The 18,304-nt window shown below is 59.2% G+C and carries 18 protein-coding genes; 16 read left to right on the top strand and 2 right to left on the bottom strand.

The window, feature by feature from the left end; translation table 11 throughout:
- Positions 1–30: 30 nt before the first annotated feature.
- From HMPREF0326_RS10420 to HMPREF0326_RS10360, 13 genes are all read left to right on the top strand, one after another.
- Positions 31–945, top strand: a complete 915-nt coding sequence (locus HMPREF0326_RS10420) for an Mrp/NBP35 family ATP-binding protein (RefSeq protein WP_008683949.1) — start codon at positions 31–33, stop codon at positions 943–945.
- 147 nt (positions 946–1,092) lie between these two features.
- Positions 1,093–1,656: a CDP-diacylglycerol--glycerol-3-phosphate 3-phosphatidyltransferase gene (pgsA, locus tag HMPREF0326_RS10415; RefSeq protein WP_008683952.1), complete on the top strand. Its 564-nt coding sequence runs from the start codon at positions 1,093–1,095 to the stop codon at positions 1,654–1,656.
- Complete coding sequence (locus tag HMPREF0326_RS10410) at positions 1,653–1,907, top strand: hypothetical protein (RefSeq protein ID WP_008683954.1); 255 nt, start codon at positions 1,653–1,655, stop codon at positions 1,905–1,907. The genes pgsA and HMPREF0326_RS10410 overlap by 4 nt, the downstream gene beginning before the upstream one ends.
- Before the next feature lie 2 nt (positions 1,908–1,909).
- Positions 1,910–2,233 carry an FtsB family cell division protein gene (locus tag HMPREF0326_RS10405; RefSeq protein WP_008683956.1) on the top strand — a complete coding sequence of 108 codons (324 nt, stop codon included), beginning with the start codon at positions 1,910–1,912 and terminating at the stop codon, positions 2,231–2,233.
- Positions 2,217–3,299 carry a tetratricopeptide repeat protein gene (locus tag HMPREF0326_RS10400; protein ID WP_008683958.1) on the top strand — a complete coding sequence of 361 codons (1,083 nt, stop codon included), beginning with the start codon at positions 2,217–2,219 and terminating at the stop codon, positions 3,297–3,299. The genes HMPREF0326_RS10405 and HMPREF0326_RS10400 overlap by 17 nt, the downstream gene beginning before the upstream one ends.
- Positions 3,300–3,349: 50 nt before the next feature.
- Positions 3,350–4,107 (top strand): IS5 family transposase gene (locus tag HMPREF0326_RS16840; RefSeq protein WP_147568320.1). Its coding sequence is split into 2 segments (ribosomal slippage): positions 3,350–3,674 and positions 3,674–4,107, totalling 759 coding nucleotides; the frame shifts between segments, so codons are not numbered across the junction.
- Positions 4,108–4,465: 358 nt separating this feature from the next.
- A complete protein-coding gene (locus HMPREF0326_RS10390) occupies positions 4,466–5,959 on the top strand; it encodes a hypothetical protein (protein WP_009301590.1) in 1,494 nt (497 codons plus the stop codon).
- 98 nt (positions 5,960–6,057) lie between these two features.
- Positions 6,058–7,065: a class 1 fructose-bisphosphatase gene (gene fbp, locus HMPREF0326_RS10385; RefSeq protein WP_008683965.1), complete on the top strand. Its 1,008-nt coding sequence runs from the start codon at positions 6,058–6,060 to the stop codon at positions 7,063–7,065.
- Positions 7,066–7,093: 28 nt separating this feature from the next.
- A complete protein-coding gene (tsaD, locus tag HMPREF0326_RS10380) occupies positions 7,094–8,176 on the top strand; it encodes a tRNA (adenosine(37)-N6)-threonylcarbamoyltransferase complex transferase subunit TsaD (protein ID WP_008683966.1) in 1,083 nt (360 codons plus the stop codon).
- A 115-nt stretch (positions 8,177–8,291) separates the two neighbouring features.
- A complete protein-coding gene (gene trxA / locus HMPREF0326_RS10375; protein WP_332248508.1) occupies positions 8,292–8,663 on the top strand; it encodes a thioredoxin in 372 nt (123 codons plus the stop codon).
- Positions 8,660–9,589, top strand: a complete 930-nt coding sequence (gene trxB / locus HMPREF0326_RS10370; protein WP_008683968.1) for a thioredoxin-disulfide reductase — start codon at positions 8,660–8,662, stop codon at positions 9,587–9,589. The genes trxA and trxB overlap by 4 nt, the downstream gene beginning before the upstream one ends.
- Positions 9,582–10,313: an outer membrane protein assembly factor BamD gene (locus tag HMPREF0326_RS10365; RefSeq protein WP_008683969.1), complete on the top strand. Its 732-nt coding sequence runs from the start codon at positions 9,582–9,584 to the stop codon at positions 10,311–10,313. Before trxB ends, HMPREF0326_RS10365 begins: the two co-directional genes overlap by 8 nt.
- Before the next feature lie 181 nt (positions 10,314–10,494).
- Complete coding sequence (locus HMPREF0326_RS10360) at positions 10,495–11,961, top strand: cation diffusion facilitator family transporter (RefSeq protein WP_008683970.1); 1,467 nt, start codon at positions 10,495–10,497, stop codon at positions 11,959–11,961.
- A 206-nt stretch (positions 11,962–12,167) separates the two neighbouring features.
- On the opposite strand, the gene yihA is transcribed toward HMPREF0326_RS10360, so the two are convergent.
- Positions 12,168–12,983, bottom strand: a complete 816-nt coding sequence (yihA, locus tag HMPREF0326_RS10355; protein WP_232221525.1) for a ribosome biogenesis GTP-binding protein YihA/YsxC — start codon at positions 12,981–12,983, stop codon at positions 12,168–12,170.
- Between the two features lie 14 nt (positions 12,984–12,997).
- On the opposite strand from yihA, the gene efp reads away from it, so the two are divergent.
- Genes efp through lolA form a run of 3 tightly spaced genes read left to right on the top strand, consistent with a single transcriptional unit; the run spans position 12,998 to position 16,728 of the window.
- A complete protein-coding gene (gene efp / locus HMPREF0326_RS10350; protein ID WP_008683974.1) occupies positions 12,998–13,555 on the top strand; it encodes an elongation factor P in 558 nt (185 codons plus the stop codon).
- Positions 13,556–16,021 (top strand): DNA translocase FtsK, encoded by a 2,466-nt coding sequence (locus HMPREF0326_RS10345; protein ID WP_008683975.1) that lies wholly within the window; start codon positions 13,556–13,558, stop codon positions 16,019–16,021. It begins immediately after the preceding gene.
- 26 nt (positions 16,022–16,047) lie between these two features.
- Positions 16,048–16,728: an outer membrane lipoprotein chaperone LolA gene (gene lolA, locus HMPREF0326_RS10340; protein WP_008683976.1), complete on the top strand. Its 681-nt coding sequence runs from the start codon at positions 16,048–16,050 to the stop codon at positions 16,726–16,728.
- A 325-nt stretch (positions 16,729–17,053) separates the two neighbouring features.
- Here the strand turns inward: lolA and HMPREF0326_RS10335 are convergent, their stop codons facing one another.
- Positions 17,054–18,220 carry an NAD(P)H-dependent flavin oxidoreductase gene (locus tag HMPREF0326_RS10335; RefSeq protein ID WP_008683977.1) on the bottom strand — a complete coding sequence of 389 codons (1,167 nt, stop codon included), beginning with the start codon at positions 18,218–18,220 and terminating at the stop codon, positions 17,054–17,056.
- Between the last annotated feature and the right edge of the window lie 84 nt (positions 18,221–18,304).

Genomic DNA, 18,304 nt, shown 5'->3' with positions numbered 1-18,304 from the left:
GAATTCTGCCAACATAATGAAGGAGATGTCATGTCTTCCTGTTCTTCCTGTTCTTCCGCTTCATCCTGCTCCAGTTCCACGGACAAGGGGGGCGATGGGAACTGCAATGATCTGATGGCCCGCCAGGACAGGGTCATTGCCGCCACTTTGGGGCATATCCGCCATAAAATTTTCGTCATGAGCGGCAAGGGCGGCGTGGGCAAAAGCTCGGTGACGGTGAACACCGCCGCCGCCCTGGCCCGGCGCGGCTTCAAAGTGGGCATTCTGGATGTGGATATGCACGGCCCCAGCGTGCCCAACCTGCTGGGCCTCACCAGCACCGTTGAAGTGGACCCCGGTAGCGAGCTGATGCTGCCCGCCGCCTACAATGAGAATCTGTCCGTCATTTCCATGGACTCGCTGTTGCAGGACAAGGACCAGGCCATTCTCTGGCGCGGGCCCAAAAAGTCCTCCGCCATCCGCCAGTTCCTCGCGGACGTGAAATGGGGCAATCTCGACTTCCTGCTGATTGATTCGCCTCCCGGCACCGGCGACGAGCACATGACCGTGCTCAAGAGCATCCCCGACGCGCTTTGCGTGGTGGTGACGACCCCGCAGGAAATTTCCCTGGCCGACGTACGCAAGGCGGTGAATTTCCTCCAGTATGCCAATGCCAATGTGCTGGGCGTGGTGGAAAATATGAGCGGACTGGTCTGCCCGCATTGCCACACTGAGATTGATCTCTTTAAGAAGGGCGGCGGCGAGGAGCTGGCCCGGCGTTACGGGCTCAAGTTCCTGGGAGCCATTCCCCTGGACCCGGCCACGGTGGTGGCCGCCGACCGGGGCGTGCCCGTGGTCTATCTGGAAAGCGACGGCCCGGCCAAGTCGGCCTTCCTGGCTCTGGCCGATGCCATTGCGGAGGCCGCGGACAACAGCCTGGAAGCCCTGTCCAGCCCCAATTCCTGAGCTTCAGGGGTCCCTTCAGCCGGAGGGGCCCCTTTTTCATGCCGAGACCGCGCGAGTCCGCCGCAAGGCGGGATATTTCTTCTTTTCTCCCCCGCGCTTTTGTGCTAGAAAAACAAAAAATTCCGATGGAAACGCCAGAGAGGAACAATGCTCAACCTTGCCAATAAAATTACCTTGTTGCGCATTCTGATGGCGCCTCTGGTCGTTGTTCTGCTGTATTTCGAAGGCCCCGCATTTTGCATATTGGCCGCGCTGGCCTTTATTTTCGCCGCCATAACCGACTGGATGGACGGCTACATCGCCCGGCGTGAAAACATGGTCACCAGCATGGGCAAATTTCTGGATCCGCTGGCCGACAAAGTGCTGATCTGCTCGGTGCTGATCATGTTCGTCAAGCTGGGCTGGGCTCCGGCCTGGGTGGTGATCGTCATCGTCTGCCGGGAACTGGTGGTGACCGGCTTGCGCGCCATGGCCATCGACGAAGGCATCGTGCTGGCCGCCGACAAGTTCGGCAAGGCCAAAACCGTGCTGCAGATTGTGGCCATCGTGCCCTTGATCCTGCATTATCCCCTGTTCGGCGTCGCGCTCTGGCCCATCGGCGAAGTGCTGCTCTATGTGGCCTTGGCCCTGGCTCTGATCTCCGGCGTCAACTACTGTTATTATTTTTACCGGCATGCCTGCGATAAGGTTCAGCCCGGGAAGGTTGCATGAGCACGTTGCAGATCCGCCTCAAAAACTGCATCCAGACCATTCTGGATCTGGAGCCCGACATGCGTGCCGGGATCTGGGGGCGACATTTCGACGAAGAGCTTTCCACCCTCAAGGACTATTTGCAGCGCGTGGACCGTATGAATCTGGCGGAGGACGACGTGCAACGTCTTGAAAACGCCACGGCCAGTTTTCTCGCTGAACTCAGGCTTTTCCGCAGGGGGCAGCCGCAACAGAAACGTCTTTTGCAGTAATCATGTTCTGGCGTGTGTTCATTCTCGTGGCTCTGGGGCTCATCAATGTGGTTCTGTTCAGTCGCATGATCTGGGGGCCCACCGGTCTTATGGAATATCGCGAACTCAAGCGGCAGTACGCCGCCCTGCAGGAGCAGGTCGCCGGTCTGGACGCGGAAAATCTGGCGCTGAGCCGGGAAATCCGTCTGCTGCAGTCTGATAACCAGTATGTGGAAAAAATGATTCGCCAGCGCCTGCATTACGTGCGGGATAACGAAGTGCTGTATCTTTTTGGAAAGTCGGCCAAAACCGGACAGGGAGCCGCGGACAATGACGGAAAAAATTGAATGGTATAAAGAGGTTCTGGAACTGGAACCCAATTCCAAGGTTTTTTTCCCTCTGGCGCGTATGCTGGCTGAGGAGCAGCGCTTTGACGAAGCCGTGGCCGTGCTGGAACATGGACTGGAGCGCCATGGCGAGTTCCTGGAAGCGCGTCTTTTTTTTATTGAGCTTTTGCATAAAACTGGCCGCCGCGAGGCCTGCGTCAGGCAAATAGACAAACTCAGTTCCATGTTTTCCGCGTATGCGGGTTTCTGGCAGGCTTGGGCCGCCTGCCTGTCCACGTCGGACGGTTCGCCGGATACCGCCTCGGTGCTGCGTTTTCTGGCCGCGCATTTCATGCGTGGCCCCATCTCCCTGCATGAAGTGCTGGACCGCGGCATTGCCTCGCTGCTGGATGAGCCGCAATCGCAACAAAATTCTTCTGGTTTTCGGTCCCGGACAGTGGACGCCGCCGCGCAAATGCCGGGTCAGCCTGCACCGGGCCAGGACGCGCCCCTGAGTGAAAGCGCGCCTCTGCCGTTGTTGCCGGAGGAAGACGATCTGAAGCTTGATCTGACTCTCAAAAAATTTTCCGCCGGAACAGCGGTTGAGGATGACGACGCCCCTTTTGAGGAAGCGGACGGAGAAGGTTTTGATCCCGACACGGCCATGGCCGAGGACGAGGCCCTGCCGGAGCCTTTGGAAATGCCGGGCAGGGAAAAAACTGCTGTCGTAACGATTCAGGCCTCCGATGTCGTGGACACGCAACCGGCGAGCAACGCGGACGACGCTGACGACAGCGAAGAGCGCTTTTCTCTGCGTACCCGCTCCATGGCCGAAGTTCTGGCGGAGCAGGGGGATATCAAGGGAGCGCTGGATATTTACCATGAGTTGGCTGCGGTGGCGGTTGCCCCGGAGGAGAGCGCCGACCTGCAGCAGCGTATTGCCACCTTGAGCGCGCGCCTCGGCAGCGCGCAGGAGATGGAACAGGAACAGCCTCCGCAACAGGAGGAATCCGCCAGCGGCAAAGACAAGCTGATCAGCATGCTTGAGGCGTTAGCGGAGCGCGTGGAAGCCAGGGCGCAAGACTAGGGCCTGTTAACACTATTTGACAAAGAGCGAGTATTCCGTAAGAATGTCTTATGCAAATTACTCGCGAACAATATGAGAGAATCGCTGACTGCTTCCCGCGCCAAAGAGGTAATGTCCGTTTTGACAATCTCCAGGTGTTGAATGCGATTCTGTACGTTGCGGAGCATGGGTGTAAATGGCGTGGACTGCCGAAAAATTTTGGCTGTTGGCACAGCATCTACACGCGCATGAACCGCTGGAGCAAGAACGGAGTTCTTGACCGTATATTTGAACGCCTTCAACAAGAGCAGATACTCCGCCTTAAAATAGAAGCAGTTTCTCTCGACAGTACTATTGTTAAGGTTCATCCCGATGGAACAGGGGCCTTAAAAAAACAGGTCCGCAGTCCATCGGAAAGTCCAGAGGCGGCTGGACGACCAAGCTTCATATGGTTGCCGCGAATGCTGAATGCGCGTTGAATTTCAGCCTCACTCCCGGCAACGCCGGCGATGCCCCCGAGGGGCGCAGGCTGCTTGTCCAGTTGGGGCCGATGCCAGCGCCGTGCAGCTTGCTTATGGATGGCGCATATGAGGGTAATGAAACGACTCGCTTGGGACGTGAGTTGGGCTTCACTCCGGTGGTGCCGCCCAATCCCAACCGACTGAAACCGTGGGAGTATGACAAAGAGCTATACAAAAGACGTAATGAGGTAGAACGGCTTTTCAGGAGGCTCAAAGGCTTCCGCCGTGTTTTTACTCGCTTCGATAAGCTCGATGTCATGTTCCTGGCCTTTGTCGTCTTTGCGTTGATTGTTATAGCTCTGAAATAGTGTTAACAGGCCCTAGAGCATTTCAACTTTGAAATGCCTAACGCCGAACACGGTGAGGCGCGCCGCGAAGACCGACCCGACGGGCGGCCCGTAGGGCCGTGCCTGTAGCCCAAAGGGCGTACAGACATCGAGAGCAACGCGGCGTGGATTCCGGAAAAACCGCGTTTTTTCCGGAATGCCCCCTTTGAAACGCAAAGCGTTTCAAAGGTAATCTGCTCTAGAGCGGGTTAACTTCGTAATATTGAGCTGCTCGATGAGGATTTGCCCTCAAATCCTTGCCGGGATGTATTTGCAGGTGGGTGCGGCCCGCCGTTGCGCAAGCTTCTCAAGCGTAAAATGCTCTAATGCACGGGGGAATATGGTGTCGAATTCTTTTTTGCGTTGTTTTCTGCTGCTGATGGCCGTGTCTCTGGCGGCTGGCTGCAGTTCCTACCAGCCCACCAAAAACGCCTGGAAGAGCACCAAGGGCTTCTGGAATACCTATGTCAGTCCTCCGGCCAGCGTGGATTATGACGAAAAGGGCGATCTTTCTCCCCGCGCGTTGGCTCTGACCAACTGCATGATGGGCATCGACGTGGAACTGGGCCGCCTGGAGCGGGTCATGCTCAACGCGGACAAGCCCCCGACGCGGGAATGGATCAGCAATTTTTTTGCTACCTTCCCTTGGATCAGCGGTTTTGCCGGCGTCAAGTATGACGGCACCATCTTGGGACAGGAGCCGGCCACTTCCATGAAGGATCTGGATTTTATTCCGCTGCTCTATGAGGATAAAAAGCAGAACAGCCGCGCTTTGCGCGCCGATGTGCAGAATACGCCGTTGGGACCGGAGGTCATGCTGGCCGCGCCGCTGTATGATGGCGTGGATTTCCTAGGCGTGGTAGTGGCCTATTTCGACATGCGGGCTCTGATGCAATATTCCGGCAGCCCGGAAAATATGGTGATTTTGTCTCCCCAAGCCCTGCTCTGGCCCGGCAAGTACGATTTCGCGGCCACGCCGCTGGCCGGCGTCGACTGGTCTGAAGTGGTGAGCAAAAGTTCGTCCGGCACCTGCACCAACGCCACGGGCTCCTTCTATTACATGGTACGCTATCTGGGCAATCTGCCCTTGGTTTTCGCCGTGGCTGAATCCGGCACCTTCCCTGAGGGCAAGGGCGATCTGGAGCAGGGGCTGCCTTTCTTCCCCAAGGAACGTGAAAAACTGCCGCCCCCGCCGCAGCCGGAGCACAAAGATAAGACTGACATGTCCGGCGCGCCGAGCTTTGGCGCTCCGTCGGAAGAGGGCGCTCCGGCCGCCGACATGGGCACGCCCGGCAGAACCGCGGGCAAGCCGTCCAATGAAATCCAGCCGGGCAGCCGTGACAGCATGTTGCTGAAAGGCAAGGGCGCCGAAAAGTCGCGCGTGCAGGAACGTCAGCTGGAAGGCGAAAATGTGCCGGTAGAGCGGGTACAGCGCCCCAGAAAGGCCGCACCGCAGCAGCCGCGCCGCAGCATGCCGTCTCCGGACTTGGTTCCGGACGCTGATATGCCCACGTTGCCGGGCGGCCGTCCGAGTCCCTTTGGGCCGCGTGAAGAAGCTCCGGTCGTCAAGCGCCCGAGCCCCTTCGGCCCCCATACGGAAAGCCCGGCCGTGCCTGCCGGGGAAGAGGCCGCTCCCGCGACAAAGCAAGAGTCTTCGGCGCAAACGTCGTCGACTCAGACCAAGGAGCCGAAGCAGGAAGCGGCCCCATCCGCCGAACAGTCGCCTGCCGCAAGCGGCGCTGCGACGGAACAGGCTCCGGAAAAGGAAGGCGAGCCGCAAGCGCCCGCAACACTGCCGGGCGGACGGCCGAGTCCTTTCGGTCCACAGAACTGACGCATCGCAGAATGCTGGCATGCGCCGCCCTCAGGGTGGCGCATGCCTTTCCGGCCCCGGAGTAATTCCGCTTCCGGGACGTTATCAAGGAGGCTCTCATGGCTGACATCACGGTTACCGAGCACCTTCTGCTACACCAAAAGCGCACGCCACAGGCTACCGGGCAGTTCACCGGCCTGCTTTATGATCTCATTCTTTCCGGCAAGTCCATTTCCCGCCGCATCAACAAGGCCGGTCTGCTCGATATTCTGGGGGGCACCGGCGAAGTGAACGTTCAGGGCGAAAATGTTCAGAAAATGGACGCTATCGCCAACCGGATCATGATTTACCGCATGGAACGTTGCGGCGCGCTCTGCGCCATGAGTTCCGAGGAAGAGGCCGAGCTCATCCGCGTCAGTCCGGAGTTCCCGCGCGGCGATTATATTCTGATTTTTGACCCGCTGGACGGTTCCTCCAACATCGACGTCAACATCAATGTGGGCACTATTTTCTCCATCCTGCGTCGGCCCGAGGGGCACACGGGTGAAGTGACGCTCGATGAAGTGCTGCAACCGGGCGTACAGCAGGTCGGGGCCGGCTATATTCTGTACGGGCCGTCAACCATGCTGGTGTTGAGCACCGGACAGGGCGTGCACGGCTTCACGCTGGATCCGGGCGTGGGAGAATTTTTGCTTTCCCATCCCGATATGCGTATTCCGGAACAGGGGCATATCTATTCCGTCAATGAAGGCTACTGGCAATACTGGGACGAAGCTACACGCGAAGCCGTGAACTGGTTCCACACCTGCGAGAGCCAGGACGGTAAGCCCTATTCCTCCCGCTATGTGGGCGCGCTGGTGGCGGACTTTCACCGCACCCTGATTTACGGCGGTATCTACATGTACCCGCCGGACGCCCATAAGCCTGACGGCAAGCTGCGCCTGATGTGCGAGGCCTCACCTCTTTCGTTCCTGGCGGAACAGGCGGGCGGCAAGGCCAGCGACGGGCGGGGACGCATTCTGGAGCGCAAGCCCGAGCGCCTGCACGCGCGTACGCCCCTGTTCATCGGTTCGCGCAAGGATGTGGAAGCCGTGGAGCGCACGTATGCACAACATGCCAAGGCCTGAAGCCGTAGCGGCGCGGGGGCTGTGATCCATGCTTTGTCTCGGCATTGAAAGCTCCTGTGATGAGACGGCTCTGGCTCTGGTGGAAGACGGTCGACTGCTGGCCTCGGTTCTTGCCAGCCAGGCGGACGTGCATGCTTTGTTCGGCGGAGTGGTGCCGGAATTGGCCTCGCGGGAGCACTACCGCTATATCGGGCCGCTTTTCGACGAACTGATGCGCCGTTGCCGACGCCAAGCCGTTGACATTGACCTTGTGAGCGTGGCGCGCGGTCCGGGTCTGCTGGGCAGTCTGCTGGTGGGCGTGGCCTTTGCCAAGGGCTTGGCTCTGGGATTGGGGGCGCGCTTCTTGGGCCTCAACCATCTGCACGCGCATTTGCTGGCAGTGGGGCTGGAGCGGGAGCTGCGTTTTCCCTGTTTAGGTTTGCTGGTTTCCGGCGGTCACACCCATATTTACCGGCTTGAGTCTCCCTGGCGTTGCCTGCCGCTGGGCCGGACTCTGGATGACGCGGCGGGTGAGGCCTTTGACAAAGTGGGCAAACTGTTGGGCCTGGCCTACCCCGGCGGGCGCCTCATGGACGCATTGGCCACCGTCGGCAGGGCGGATGCCGGACTTTTTCCGCGCCCGTATCTTGACAACGACAATCTGGATTTCAGTTTCAGCGGCCTGAAAACAGCGGCCGCCTCCTATATTGAGCAGCATCTGGACGGCCTCTGGCCGCATCCGTTACAGAAGGTTGAAGATGCGCCCGAGGCTCTGAGGGACTGCTGCGCGTCTTTCAACTTGGCGGTGGTGGATACGCTGTGCGTCAAGGTTGAGCGCGCTCTTGACCGACAGCCGGATCTGCGCACGCTGATTGTGGCCGGTGGGGTTGCCGCCAATTCGCTGCTGCGCAGCCGCATGATTGAGCTCATGCGGCGACGGGGCGGCGACATCCTTGTGCCGAACCCGACCTTATGTACGGATAATGCCGCCATGACGGCCTATGCCGGCTGGCTGTTGGGTAAGGCCGGTTTTTGCCATGATCTGCGCATGGAAACCATTCCGCGCGGCAGGGCGGTGCCCGAGGATATGGTGTGTTGCGCGGATACGGCACAGGTCGGGGAACCCGCCTGAAACGCGCAGATTGTCTTGACACCGGGACGTTAGATATCTACTCTCAACAGGCACAGAAGCGGACGCGGCGCCCCCGCCGGTCCGTCTGTACAATGCGCGCCGCGCGGCCATTGGCATTGCCGAGCCGCCGTGCGCGACCCTAAGCAACCCAAGGAGTAATCATATGGCTGAACAGGTCACTGATGCCACTTTCGAGAGCCTTGTTCTGAAATCCGATCTGCCGGTTCTGCTTGACTTCTGGGCTCCCTGGTGCGGCCCCTGCCGCGCGGTGGGTCCGATCATTGACGAACTCGCCAAGGAATACGAAGGCAAGGTGCGTGTGGTTAAAATGAATGTGGATGAGAATCCCGCCACGCCGACAAAATTCGGCATCCGCGCCATTCCCACCTTGGTAGTCTTCAAAAACGGCGAAACGGTGGAACAGATCACCGGCGCCGTCACCAAGGTGGCCATGAAGGAACTGCTTGATTCAAAGGTCCTGGCATGAAGGCATACGACGCCGTTGTTATCGGCGGCGGACCGGCCGGCATTACGGCTGCCCTTTACTTGGCGCGCTCCGGTTGTTCAGTGTCGTTCTTTGAGCAGCTGACTCCGGGCGGCCAGGTTCTGCAGACCGAATCCCTTGAAAATTACCCCGGCTACCCCCAGGGCATCAAGGGTTATGAGCTGGCCGATCTTTTTGCCGCCCATCTGGACGGCCTCGACATTGACCGGCCTACCGGCGCCGTGGAATCCGTTTCCGGCGCGGCAGGCCGGTTCAATGTGCGCGCCGGAGGCGATGAGGAATACGCCGCCAAAACGGTGCTCGTCTGTTCCGGGGCGCGTCATCGTCAGTTGGGACTGGAAAATGAGGATCGTCTGGTCGGACGCGGCGTCTCCTACTGTGCCCTCTGCGACGGTAATTTTTTCCGTGGGCAGACTGTGGCGGTAGTGGGCGGCGGCAATGCCGCCCTTGAAGAATCGCTGTATCTTGCCAAAATCGTGGGCAAGCTGCACCTGATCCATCGGCGCGAGGGCTTTCGAGGCCTTAAAGTCTATCAGGACAGGCTGGAGAGCATGCCCGACAAGGTGGAAATCCACCGTAACACGGTCATCACAAGCCTGAATGGCAATGAGCAGCTGACAAGCCTCAATCTGCGCAACATTCAGAACGGCGCGGAAGAAGAGCTGCCGGTGGACGGACTTTTCGTCTATGTGGGATTTGCACCGGTAACCTCTTTTCTGCCTCAGGAACTTCAGCGCGACGACCAGGGCTTCATCGTAACGGATACGGAAATGCGCACAAGTATTCCCGGCATTTTCGCCGCCGGGGATATTCGCTCCAAACTCTGCCGTCAGGTAATCACCGCTGCCGGTGACGGCGCAACGGCTGCGCAAGCGGCTTTTGTCTTTTTGGAACAGCTCCATGCATAAAAAACTGCTTCGCTGCTTTGTGCTTGCCGTCAGTTTGTTTGCCGTGTCCGGTTGCGGCATCATTGATATGATCTATCTGCCGCCGGCTGAAGACACCGCGCAGGAGATCTTTGAAGCCGCCAACGACGCCATGAGTGAAAAGAACTACGTGCGCGCCGTGGAGCTGTACAACAAATTGCGCGACACGTATCCGTTCAGCCCTTATACCATTGATGCTGAACTTTCGCTGGGCGACGCCTATTTTCTGGATGAGGAATACGAGCTGGCCGCCGAAACCTACAAGGATTTCGAGTCGCTCCATCCCCGTCATGAAGCCATACCTTATGTGCTGTATCAGACGGGCATGTCGCTCATGAAGCAATTCCGCTCCATTGACCGGGCTACCACGGAATTGCAGGAGGCCTACGATTACTTCAACCGCCTCTCTCAGATGTATCCCGATTCGCCCTACGCCAAGGGCGCGGAAGAACACATGCATACCTGCCGCAAACTCATGGCCGAACACGAATTGTACATTGCCGACGTGTTCTGGCACATGAAAAAATACGGCCCGGCTTGGCGGCGGTATGAATTCATCATGGAAAACTTCAAGGACGTGCCGGAAGTGGCGGAACACGCCAAGGAAAAGAGCTTGGCCGCTTACCACAACTACCGCGAGGAACAGGCCGCGGAGACGCGCGAAAAGCGTCAGGGTTCCTGGCGGGAGTGGTTCACCTGGTTGTAGCGGCGTGCTAGAGCAGTTCACGCATTTCATGCGTGAACTGCTCTGCAAGGACCTGTCTGCAAATCCTTGCCACGAAATGCGAGTAGGCGGGCTTTGCTCGCCGTAAACGAGCATTTCAAGTTTGCATGCTCTAAAGGAAGCGAAAAAGCCCCTCCGGGGGCTTTTTTTATCGGGAGTAGTTATGGAGAGCCTTCGGCACGAAGACGGCGCCGCCGAAAAGCACCGCGCCGCGCTGGCCTCGCTGTTCGCGGCCTTTGCCCTGACCGGTTTGAAGTTGGCCGTGGGGCTGTACACCAACAGCCTGGGCATTCTTTCCGAAGCGCTTCACAGCGGCCTTGATTTGCTGGCGGCGGCCATGACCCTGGCGGCGGTGCGCATTTCGGCCCGCCCGGCCGACAGTCGGCATCCCTACGGGCACGGCAAGGTTGAAAATCTTTCCGCTCTGGCGGAAACCCTGTTGTTGTTCCTGACCTGCTTCTGGGTGGTCTATGAAGGCGTGCAGCGGCTTCTGGAGGGTGTCAGTCCCATAACTCCTTCGCTCTGGGGCGTGGCCGTCATGGCTGTTTCCATGGGCATTGATATCAACCGTGTGCGCGTTCTGCGGAAGGTGGCCCGCCAGTACAGAAGCCAGGCGCTGGAGGCCGACGCCCTGCACTTCTCCACGGACATCTTGTCCTCGGCCGTGGTTCTGGTCGGCGTGCTGGCCGTCTGGCTGGCCGCTGCCCTGAATCTGCCGGAACCGCTTTACCGGGTGCTGGCCCAAGCCGATACTGTGGCGGCCTTGGTGGTGGCCCTGCTTATTTTCCGCGCCAGTCTGAGCATGGCTGTGGAGTCTATTAACACGCTGATGGATTCAGGCTCGACCAAGGAGCAGAGGGCGGTGGTCAAGGCCGTGCGGCAGGTGCCCGGCATCACGGCGGTGCGGCGGATACGCTTGCGCAATAGCGGCCCGCAGACCTTTGTGGATCTGAGCATTGGCGTGGAACCGGGCATCCGCGTCCGTGACGGACACAAGCTGGCCCATGACGCTGAACAGGCCGTGGCCGCCATCCTGCCGGGCTCGGATGTGACCGTGCACGTGGAGCCCTTAAGCTCCCGCTCCCGGAAGGACGAGAATCCTTTTTCTCTGGTGCAGCGCACGGCTTCGGAGCACGGCCTGGCGGTGCATAACGTGCATGTGCTGCGCACCGGCGCTTTGTTCCACATTGAACTGCATGTGGAGCTGCCCGGCACCCAGCCTTTTGCCGAGGCCTACGCGCGGGTGCGTCCCTTTGAAGAAGACTTGCGCCAAGCCCTGCCCGGTGCGGAAGTGGTCAGCCATCTGGAACCTGAGGGCGCGGCCAGCGCACTGCATGCCGGAGCCGCCGTTTCCGTGCCCCTGTCCGAGCTGGCTTGGCGGGAAGTGCATGCGGCGGTGGAAAAAGAACCGCTGGTCTGCGACCCTCACAAGTTTTCCACCTATGAGCTGCCGGAGCAGGGCATCTGTATTTCCTTCCATTGCGGCATCAACGGCGAGCTGAGCGTGGTGGAGGTCCATAACATCTGCGTGCGTCTGGAAAAACAGCTGCGCGTCGCCGTGCCGCTGCTGGGCAGGATCATCATTCACATGGAGCCGGACGCCGTCTCGGCGGAGCAGCAGGCGGACTGACCCTGGCGTACGTCAGGGCATTTCAACGTTGAAATGCTCTGGCGAGGCTCGGGAGCAGCCTCGCGCTACGAACCGTAAGCCTAATTTATTTGCGCTGTTCTCCTCTTGGCGAGTCCTCGATCGTTGCGTGCAAGGCAGCATGCTTAAGTGGCGGAGTAAGCATGACGTTACCTTTGAAATGCATGGCATTTCAAAGCGGATATCCTCTAGCTCGACATGGTCGGGGTGCCGTCTTCCGACTCTCCAGCTGCATCTCCATCGGCTTCAGCGGTTCCGGCTGCCGCGATCAGGGCACGCCAGAATTCCTCCATACCCAGGCGGCTGCTGGAGGAAGTCAGTACCGGTTTGACATTCAGCAGTTCCTGCCATTCTTTTTGCCGGGCGGCGCGTTCACGCTGGCTGCATTTGTCGGCCTTGGTCAGGACGGGCAGCAGCGGCAGGCAACAGCCACGGGCAAAGGACGCTAGTTCCAGGTCAAGCTTTTGCGGAGGCAGGCGACAATCCAGCAGCAGGGCCAGCGCCTTGAGAGTCTTGCAATCCGCAAGATAGTGCTCCAGCAGTTTCGCCCACTTTCGGCGTTCCTCATGGCTGGCCCTGGCGTAGCCATAGCCGGGCAGATCCACCAGATAAAAGTTGTAGGGCTCCACCCGGTAAAAATTGACGGAGCGCGTTTTCCCCGGTGTGGCGCTGACCTTGGCAAGTTTTTTGCGTCCGGCCAGAGCGTTGATCAGGGAAGATTTGCCCACATTGGAACGCCCGGCCAGGGCGATTTGCGCTTCCGGCAGGGCCAGGAGCTGATCCAGGGTATAGGCTGTGGTTTCAAGCGTCAGACTGATGTTCATAAAAACCTCATGTATAACTTGAACTTTGTGTCTTGACAACACGGCTGTTTTCAACAAATATATCCAATTCGGAACTACACATGTTCGCGGAAGAACATTTCCGCCATACGGTAGCCGCTCTCGCGCCGCTTGGCAATTGAGACCGGCGCAATTTTGCCAATACAGAACATGCCGCGGCATGGCAGGAGGGACGCATGTATTCAACCACCGACTTTCGCAAGGGCCTTAAAATCGAAGTGGAGGGCACGCCCTACGAAATAGTGGATTTCCAGCACTTCAAGCCCGGCAAGGGCGGGGCCATGGTCCGTACCAAGCTGCGCAATATCCTTACCGGACGCATGCAGGACATCACGTTTCGTTCCGGCGAAAAAGTGGGCAAGCCCGACATGGAAACCCGCGACATGCAGTTTCTTTATCGCCAGGACGACGAACTGATTTTCATGGACATGACCACCTATGAGCAGGTGCAGATGCCTGTGGCCTCCACCGGCGGCAAGGAAGGTTTTCTCAAGGACGGTCAGGAATGCCGCGTGCTGCTTTACAAGGGCAGCCCCCTGGATATCGACATCCCGTTGAGCCTGGTGCTGGAAGTCACGGAAACCGAACCCGGCGCCAAGGGCGACACGGTGAGCAACGTCACCAAGGCCGCCAAGCTGGAGACCGGCATCACGGTGCAGGTGCCGATTTTCGTGAACACCGGCGACCGGATCAAGGTGGATACCCGCACCAAGGAATATTTGGGCCGGGAATGATTGCAGCCGTTCTTTGTCCGGGAGGGTAGCCCTACGGACGCCCACAAATTCAGCCGCGAACTGTTCGGCCTTTTTCTGCTCTTCTGGGCATTGTTGTTGCTGCTCAGTCTTGCCAGCTTCGACGCCAATGATCCCAGCCTCAACCACGTGGTCAGCGGTTCCGTGGAAGTGCAGAACAAAGCCGGATTGTTCGGTGCCTACGCGGCGGGTTTTCTCAATGATGTCTTTGGCGTGGCCGCCTTTCTCTGGCCGCTGGTCTTCGGCGCGCTGGGAGCGGCTTACGTTTCTCCTGCCTATGCCCTGCACTGGTGGCGCTGGTGTGGTTTTTTCCTGCTGACAATCTGCCTGCTGGTCATGGGCGCGGCCTGGGATCTCTCACTGGGCGATCTCTGGGGCGGCGGCATGGTGGGCAGCGCCCTGCACGACAATGCCGGCCGTTATCTGAGCCCCGGCGGTTCGGCCCTCTTATGGCTGTTCGTCCTGCTGGTGGGTTTGCAACTGGCCTGCAATATCTCCTGGTTCAGCCTGGCCGCGCGTTTCGGGCATTGGTTGCGTGGTCAGCTCGGCAAACGTATTGACGGCAGGTTCAAGAGTGCTGAAAAAAATTCTGAACCTGAAATGCCCCGCTCAGCCTGGAAACTGCCCCGGTTGCGCTTGCCGCAATGGAGCTTTTTGACCCAATGGCGGGATAAACTGGGAGATATCCGTCCCACGGCGGATTCACTGCCCGAGGTCTACGAGGAAAAGCGTTCCGCCAAGAGCGGGGCAGGCAAAGCCGAGCCTGCCGTATCCGTTGTGCCCGTGGATGCCGACAGCGACGATCCCTTTGCCGTGGCCGAGGACTTGAGCGGCGCGCCCCTTGTCTCCACGGCGGCGAACCCGGAAAAAGAACCGGAAGCCGCGCCTGAGGAGAGCGCGCCCGCCGCTCCTGAAGTTCGCCAGCCCGTTCAGGCGGACAAGGCGGCAAGCGCAAAGGGTGAGGCCGCGCCCGAGAAACGTGTCTGGGACAATCTGATCTCCGCCGCATTGGGCAAAAAAGCCTCGGTGCCGTTGCCCGCTCTGGATCTGTTGACGCCGCCTCCCAAGGCCGCCCACGGCGGCAGCCGTGAGGACCGCGAAGGCAAAGGCAAGGCCTTGATGGCCTGCCTTAAGGATTTCGATATTCAAGGCGAGCTGGTGCGTATTACGCCCGGACCCGTGGTGACCATGTATGAGGTGCGCCCGGCCCCAGGCGTCCGCGTCAGCCGTATCGCCAATCTCAGTGACGATCTGGCCCTGGCGCTCAAGGCCATGGCCGTGCGTATCCAGGCTCCCATTCCCGGTTCGGACACCGTGGGCATTGAAATCCCCAACGACAATCGCGAGACCGTCAATTTCCGTGAACTGGCCGCCTCCGAACCTTTTCGCAAGGGATGCGGGCCGCTGACCATGATTCTCGGCAAGGACATTGCAGGCAAGCCTTTCATGGCCGATCTGACCCGCATGCCGCATCTGCTGGTGGCCGGAGCCACGGGCGCGGGCAAAAGCGTCTGCCTCAACGGCATTCTGATCAGCCTGCTGTACCGCACCCAGCCTCAGGATATGCGTCTTTTGTTGGTGGACCCCAAGCGCATCGAGATGGCGGTTTACGCTGATGAGCCGCATCTGGTGCACCCCGTGGTCACGGAAATGGCCGAGGCCAAGAACGCTTTGGACTGGGCCGTACATGAAATGGACCGCCGCTATGAGGCCATGGCCCGCCTGGGCGTGCGAAATGTGGCGGGCTTCAATCAGAAGCTGGCGGCCTTCAAGAATGAACTGCCGCCGGATTTCGCGGATCTGGAGCCCTTGCCCTATCTGGTTGTTGTCATCGACGAGCTGGCGGACCTGATGATGACCGCCGCCCGTGAGGTGGAAACCAGTATTGTGCGTCTGGCCCAGCTGGCGCGCGCGGCGGGTATTCACATGATTCTGGCTACCCAGCGTCCCAGCGTGGATGTGGTCACCGGTCTGATCAAGGCCAACTTCCCTTGCCGCATTTCTTTCCAGGTCACGTCCAAGCACGACTCGCGCACCATTCTGGATCAGGTGGGCGCGGAACATCTGCTGGGCAGGGGCGATATGCTCTTCAAGCCCAGCGGCGGCCGTTTGCAGCGCCTGCACGGGCCTTTTTTGAGCGATGAGGAAGTGCAGTCCGTGGTGGCCCACTGGAAGCGGCATCTGAGTCCCTCTTATCAGGTGGACTTCGCCCAGTGGGGCGTGGAAACCGCCACGGGCCAGGGCGTGGGCGGCGGCGACGCGGCCCAGGACCCGCTGTACCCCGAAGTGCAGGCCTTTGTCAGCGAACAGGGCCGGGCATCCATATCTCTGGTGCAGCGGCGTTTCAAAATCGGTTTCAATCGTGCCGCCCGTCTGGTGGAACAACTGGAGCAGGACGGCATCATCGGACCGGCCGACGGCAGCAAGCCCCGGCCCGTGGTCAGATAACGAGCTGACGTTTCAGCGGAGGTTCCATGCGTATATCCGGCATGTTCATTGCGGCGGGCACGGCCCTCTGCGCCTTGCTCTGGCTGACTCCCGCCGCCAATGCGGCGGATCTGGCCGCCGTCATCCAGCAGCGCTACGAGACACTGAACTCCTTTTCAGCGGATTTTGAGCAGACTCTCACCCATAAAGAAAGCGGCTCGGTGGAGCGGCGGCAGGGCAGCCTCTTGTTTCAGAAACCCCTGTTGATCCGCTGGCAGACCGCCAAACCCCATGAGGAAACCCTGGTGGTCACGGCCAAGGAAATCTGGGATTATCTGCCGGATGAAGAAGTGGCCTACCGCTATCCGCCTGGCTTGGTGCGGGATTCGCGCAGCATCATTCAGGTGATCACCGGCCAGGCGGCGCTGACTAAGGATTTTGACGTCAAGCCCGAAGGCAGCGAACAAGGTCTGGCCAAGTTGCGCCTCTACCCCAAGGAACCCGCTCCGCAGATGGTGGAGGCCCTAATCTGGGTGGAACCGGACAATGGTTACATCCGCCGGGCCAGCATCGTGGATTTTTACGGCAACACCAATGAGGTGCGTTTCACTTCCTTCAAGCCCGACATGCGACTCAAGGCCTCGGATTTCAGCTTTACGCCGCCCAAGGGTATTGAGGTGGAGGACCGTATCGACCATGACGTGCCGGAACGGGAATTGTTCAAGTAAGCCTGAACATTTTCAGGTTGAACCGCTCGCGCCATTGGCCTTGAAGAACTGAAAAGACCGGCGTGCCGAAGTTGCTCACAAAACGCCGTGGTGCCCCTGCAATTCAGGGTACCACGGCGTCTTGCATTGCCGATCGTCGCTTAATAGCGCAAATAAATTACGCTGCGCCTACGCGGCGGGTGTCTGCTTACCCGGCCGCAAGAACAATTTCTCTTTGAAATTGCACTATTGTCTGACAGATGACACAAAAATGAAAAACCGGCAGGATGCATGAAATTCTTTAATCATGCTCACCCTGCCGGTTTTTACTTATTACGAATCCGTTTTACAGCGTCTGCTCCGCCTTGTTGCCGTAGCCCAGTATGGACTGTACATTCTGCACGCTCTTGCTCAACGAGTTCATGGCCTCATCAAATTCGTGCTGCAGGGAATCCATAAGTTCGCCCACGGTAATGATCTTGTTCACCCGGAATACATTGGCTCCGCAGAAGGCAAAACCGCGCTCCAGATTGCCGCGCATGGCGTTGATCAGGGCCTGGGCGATGCAATACGGGGTCTTTTCCTGCTGGCAGGTGCTCACGCAGTGGAAGATGCACTTGAAGGGCTTTTTCAGGCCTTCGCGCGCGGCGCTGATGAAGTCGTTGCACAAGGCACGGCCCGGCATGCCCACAGGGCTGCGGATGATGGTCACATCTTCCTGTTTGGCCGCAAGATAGCTCTGCTTGAAGCGCTCGTCCGCATCGCATTCATGGGTAGCTACAAAACGCGTTCCCATCTGAACTCCGGCAGCTCCCAGATCCAGGAATCTCTTGATGTCCGCGCCGGTATAGACGCCGCCCGCGGCAATGACCGGCACGGCGCGGCCGTACTGGTCCTCAAAGGGCTTAACCGCATCCACCACCTGGGGCACCAGCACCTCCAAGGCATGCGCGGGATCCTGAATCTCTTCGGGTTTGAAGCCCAGATGGCCGCCGGCCTTGGGGCCTTCCACCACAAAGGCGTCCGGCAGGTAATTGAAACGGGAAAGCCATTTTTTGGCAATGACGGTGGCGGCTCTGGCCGAGGAAACAATGGGGACGAGCTTAGTCTTGAACTCCTCCTTCTTTTCCTCGCAAAGCTGGAGCAGATGGCGCGGCATTTCCAGCGGCAGACCCGCGCCGGAGAAAATGATGTCCGCCTTGTTTTCAATGGCCGTGCGCACCATCTGGCTGAAGGTGGTCAGGGCCACCATGACGTTGACGCCGATGATGCCGTTGGAAAGTTCACGGGCCTTGATAATTTCATTGCGCAGAGCGCGCAGATTGGCTTCCAGAGGGTTTTTGGCCACGTCCGGTTCTTTCATGCCGATCATGGCTCCGGCAATAACGCCGATGCCGCCCTGATTGGCGACCGCCGACGCAAGGCCGGAAAGAGAGATACCCACGCCCATGCCGCCCTGGATAACGGGCACTTTAGCCGTGAGATTGCCGATTTGCAAAGAAGGGAAGGGCATTATGACAAGACCTCCGTCTTGAACCAGTGCGGGGTTACCGCCGCCGACCCCCCCGGTCGGCATGGGACGGTTATCCCCAACCAT

The sequence above is a fragment of the Desulfovibrio sp. 3_1_syn3 genome (genome assembly GCF_000145315.2).
GTDB lineage: Bacteria > Desulfobacterota > Desulfovibrionia > Desulfovibrionales > Desulfovibrionaceae > Desulfovibrio > Desulfovibrio fairfieldensis.
The sequence above is the reverse complement of the archived record's forward strand: the minus strand, read 5'-3'. Positions and strand labels throughout refer to the sequence as shown.

What these genes read in the sequence shown, in the direction of transcription:
- HMPREF0326_RS10420 (WP_008683949.1), top strand. Translation starts at nt 31, where the DNA reads ATGTCTTCCTGTTCTTCCTGTTCTTCCGCTTCATCCTGCTCCAGTTCC.
- pgsA (WP_008683952.1), top strand. Translation starts at nt 1,093, where the DNA reads ATGCTCAACCTTGCCAATAAAATTACCTTGTTGCGCATTCTGATGGCG.
- HMPREF0326_RS10410 (WP_008683954.1), top strand. Translation starts at nt 1,653, where the DNA reads ATGAGCACGTTGCAGATCCGCCTCAAAAACTGCATCCAGACCATTCTG.
- HMPREF0326_RS10405 (WP_008683956.1), top strand. Translation starts at nt 1,910, where the DNA reads ATGTTCTGGCGTGTGTTCATTCTCGTGGCTCTGGGGCTCATCAATGTG.
- HMPREF0326_RS10400 (WP_008683958.1), top strand. Translation starts at nt 2,217, where the DNA reads ATGACGGAAAAAATTGAATGGTATAAAGAGGTTCTGGAACTGGAACCC.
- HMPREF0326_RS10390 (WP_009301590.1), top strand. Translation starts at nt 4,466, where the DNA reads ATGGTGTCGAATTCTTTTTTGCGTTGTTTTCTGCTGCTGATGGCCGTG.
- fbp (WP_008683965.1), top strand. Translation starts at nt 6,058, where the DNA reads ATGGCTGACATCACGGTTACCGAGCACCTTCTGCTACACCAAAAGCGC.
- tsaD (WP_008683966.1), top strand. Translation starts at nt 7,094, where the DNA reads ATGCTTTGTCTCGGCATTGAAAGCTCCTGTGATGAGACGGCTCTGGCT.
- trxB (WP_008683968.1), top strand. Translation starts at nt 8,660, where the DNA reads ATGAAGGCATACGACGCCGTTGTTATCGGCGGCGGACCGGCCGGCATT.
- HMPREF0326_RS10365 (WP_008683969.1), top strand. Translation starts at nt 9,582, where the DNA reads ATGCATAAAAAACTGCTTCGCTGCTTTGTGCTTGCCGTCAGTTTGTTT.
- HMPREF0326_RS10360 (WP_008683970.1), top strand. Translation starts at nt 10,495, where the DNA reads ATGGAGAGCCTTCGGCACGAAGACGGCGCCGCCGAAAAGCACCGCGCC.
- yihA (WP_232221525.1), bottom strand. Translation starts at nt 12,983, where the DNA reads ATGCCGCGGCATGTTCTGTATTGGCAAAATTGCGCCGGTCTCAATTGC.
- efp (WP_008683974.1), top strand. Translation starts at nt 12,998, where the DNA reads ATGTATTCAACCACCGACTTTCGCAAGGGCCTTAAAATCGAAGTGGAG.
- lolA (WP_008683976.1), top strand. Translation starts at nt 16,048, where the DNA reads ATGCGTATATCCGGCATGTTCATTGCGGCGGGCACGGCCCTCTGCGCC.
- HMPREF0326_RS10335 (WP_008683977.1), bottom strand. Translation starts at nt 18,220, where the DNA reads ATGCCCTTCCCTTCTTTGCAAATCGGCAATCTCACGGCTAAAGTGCCC.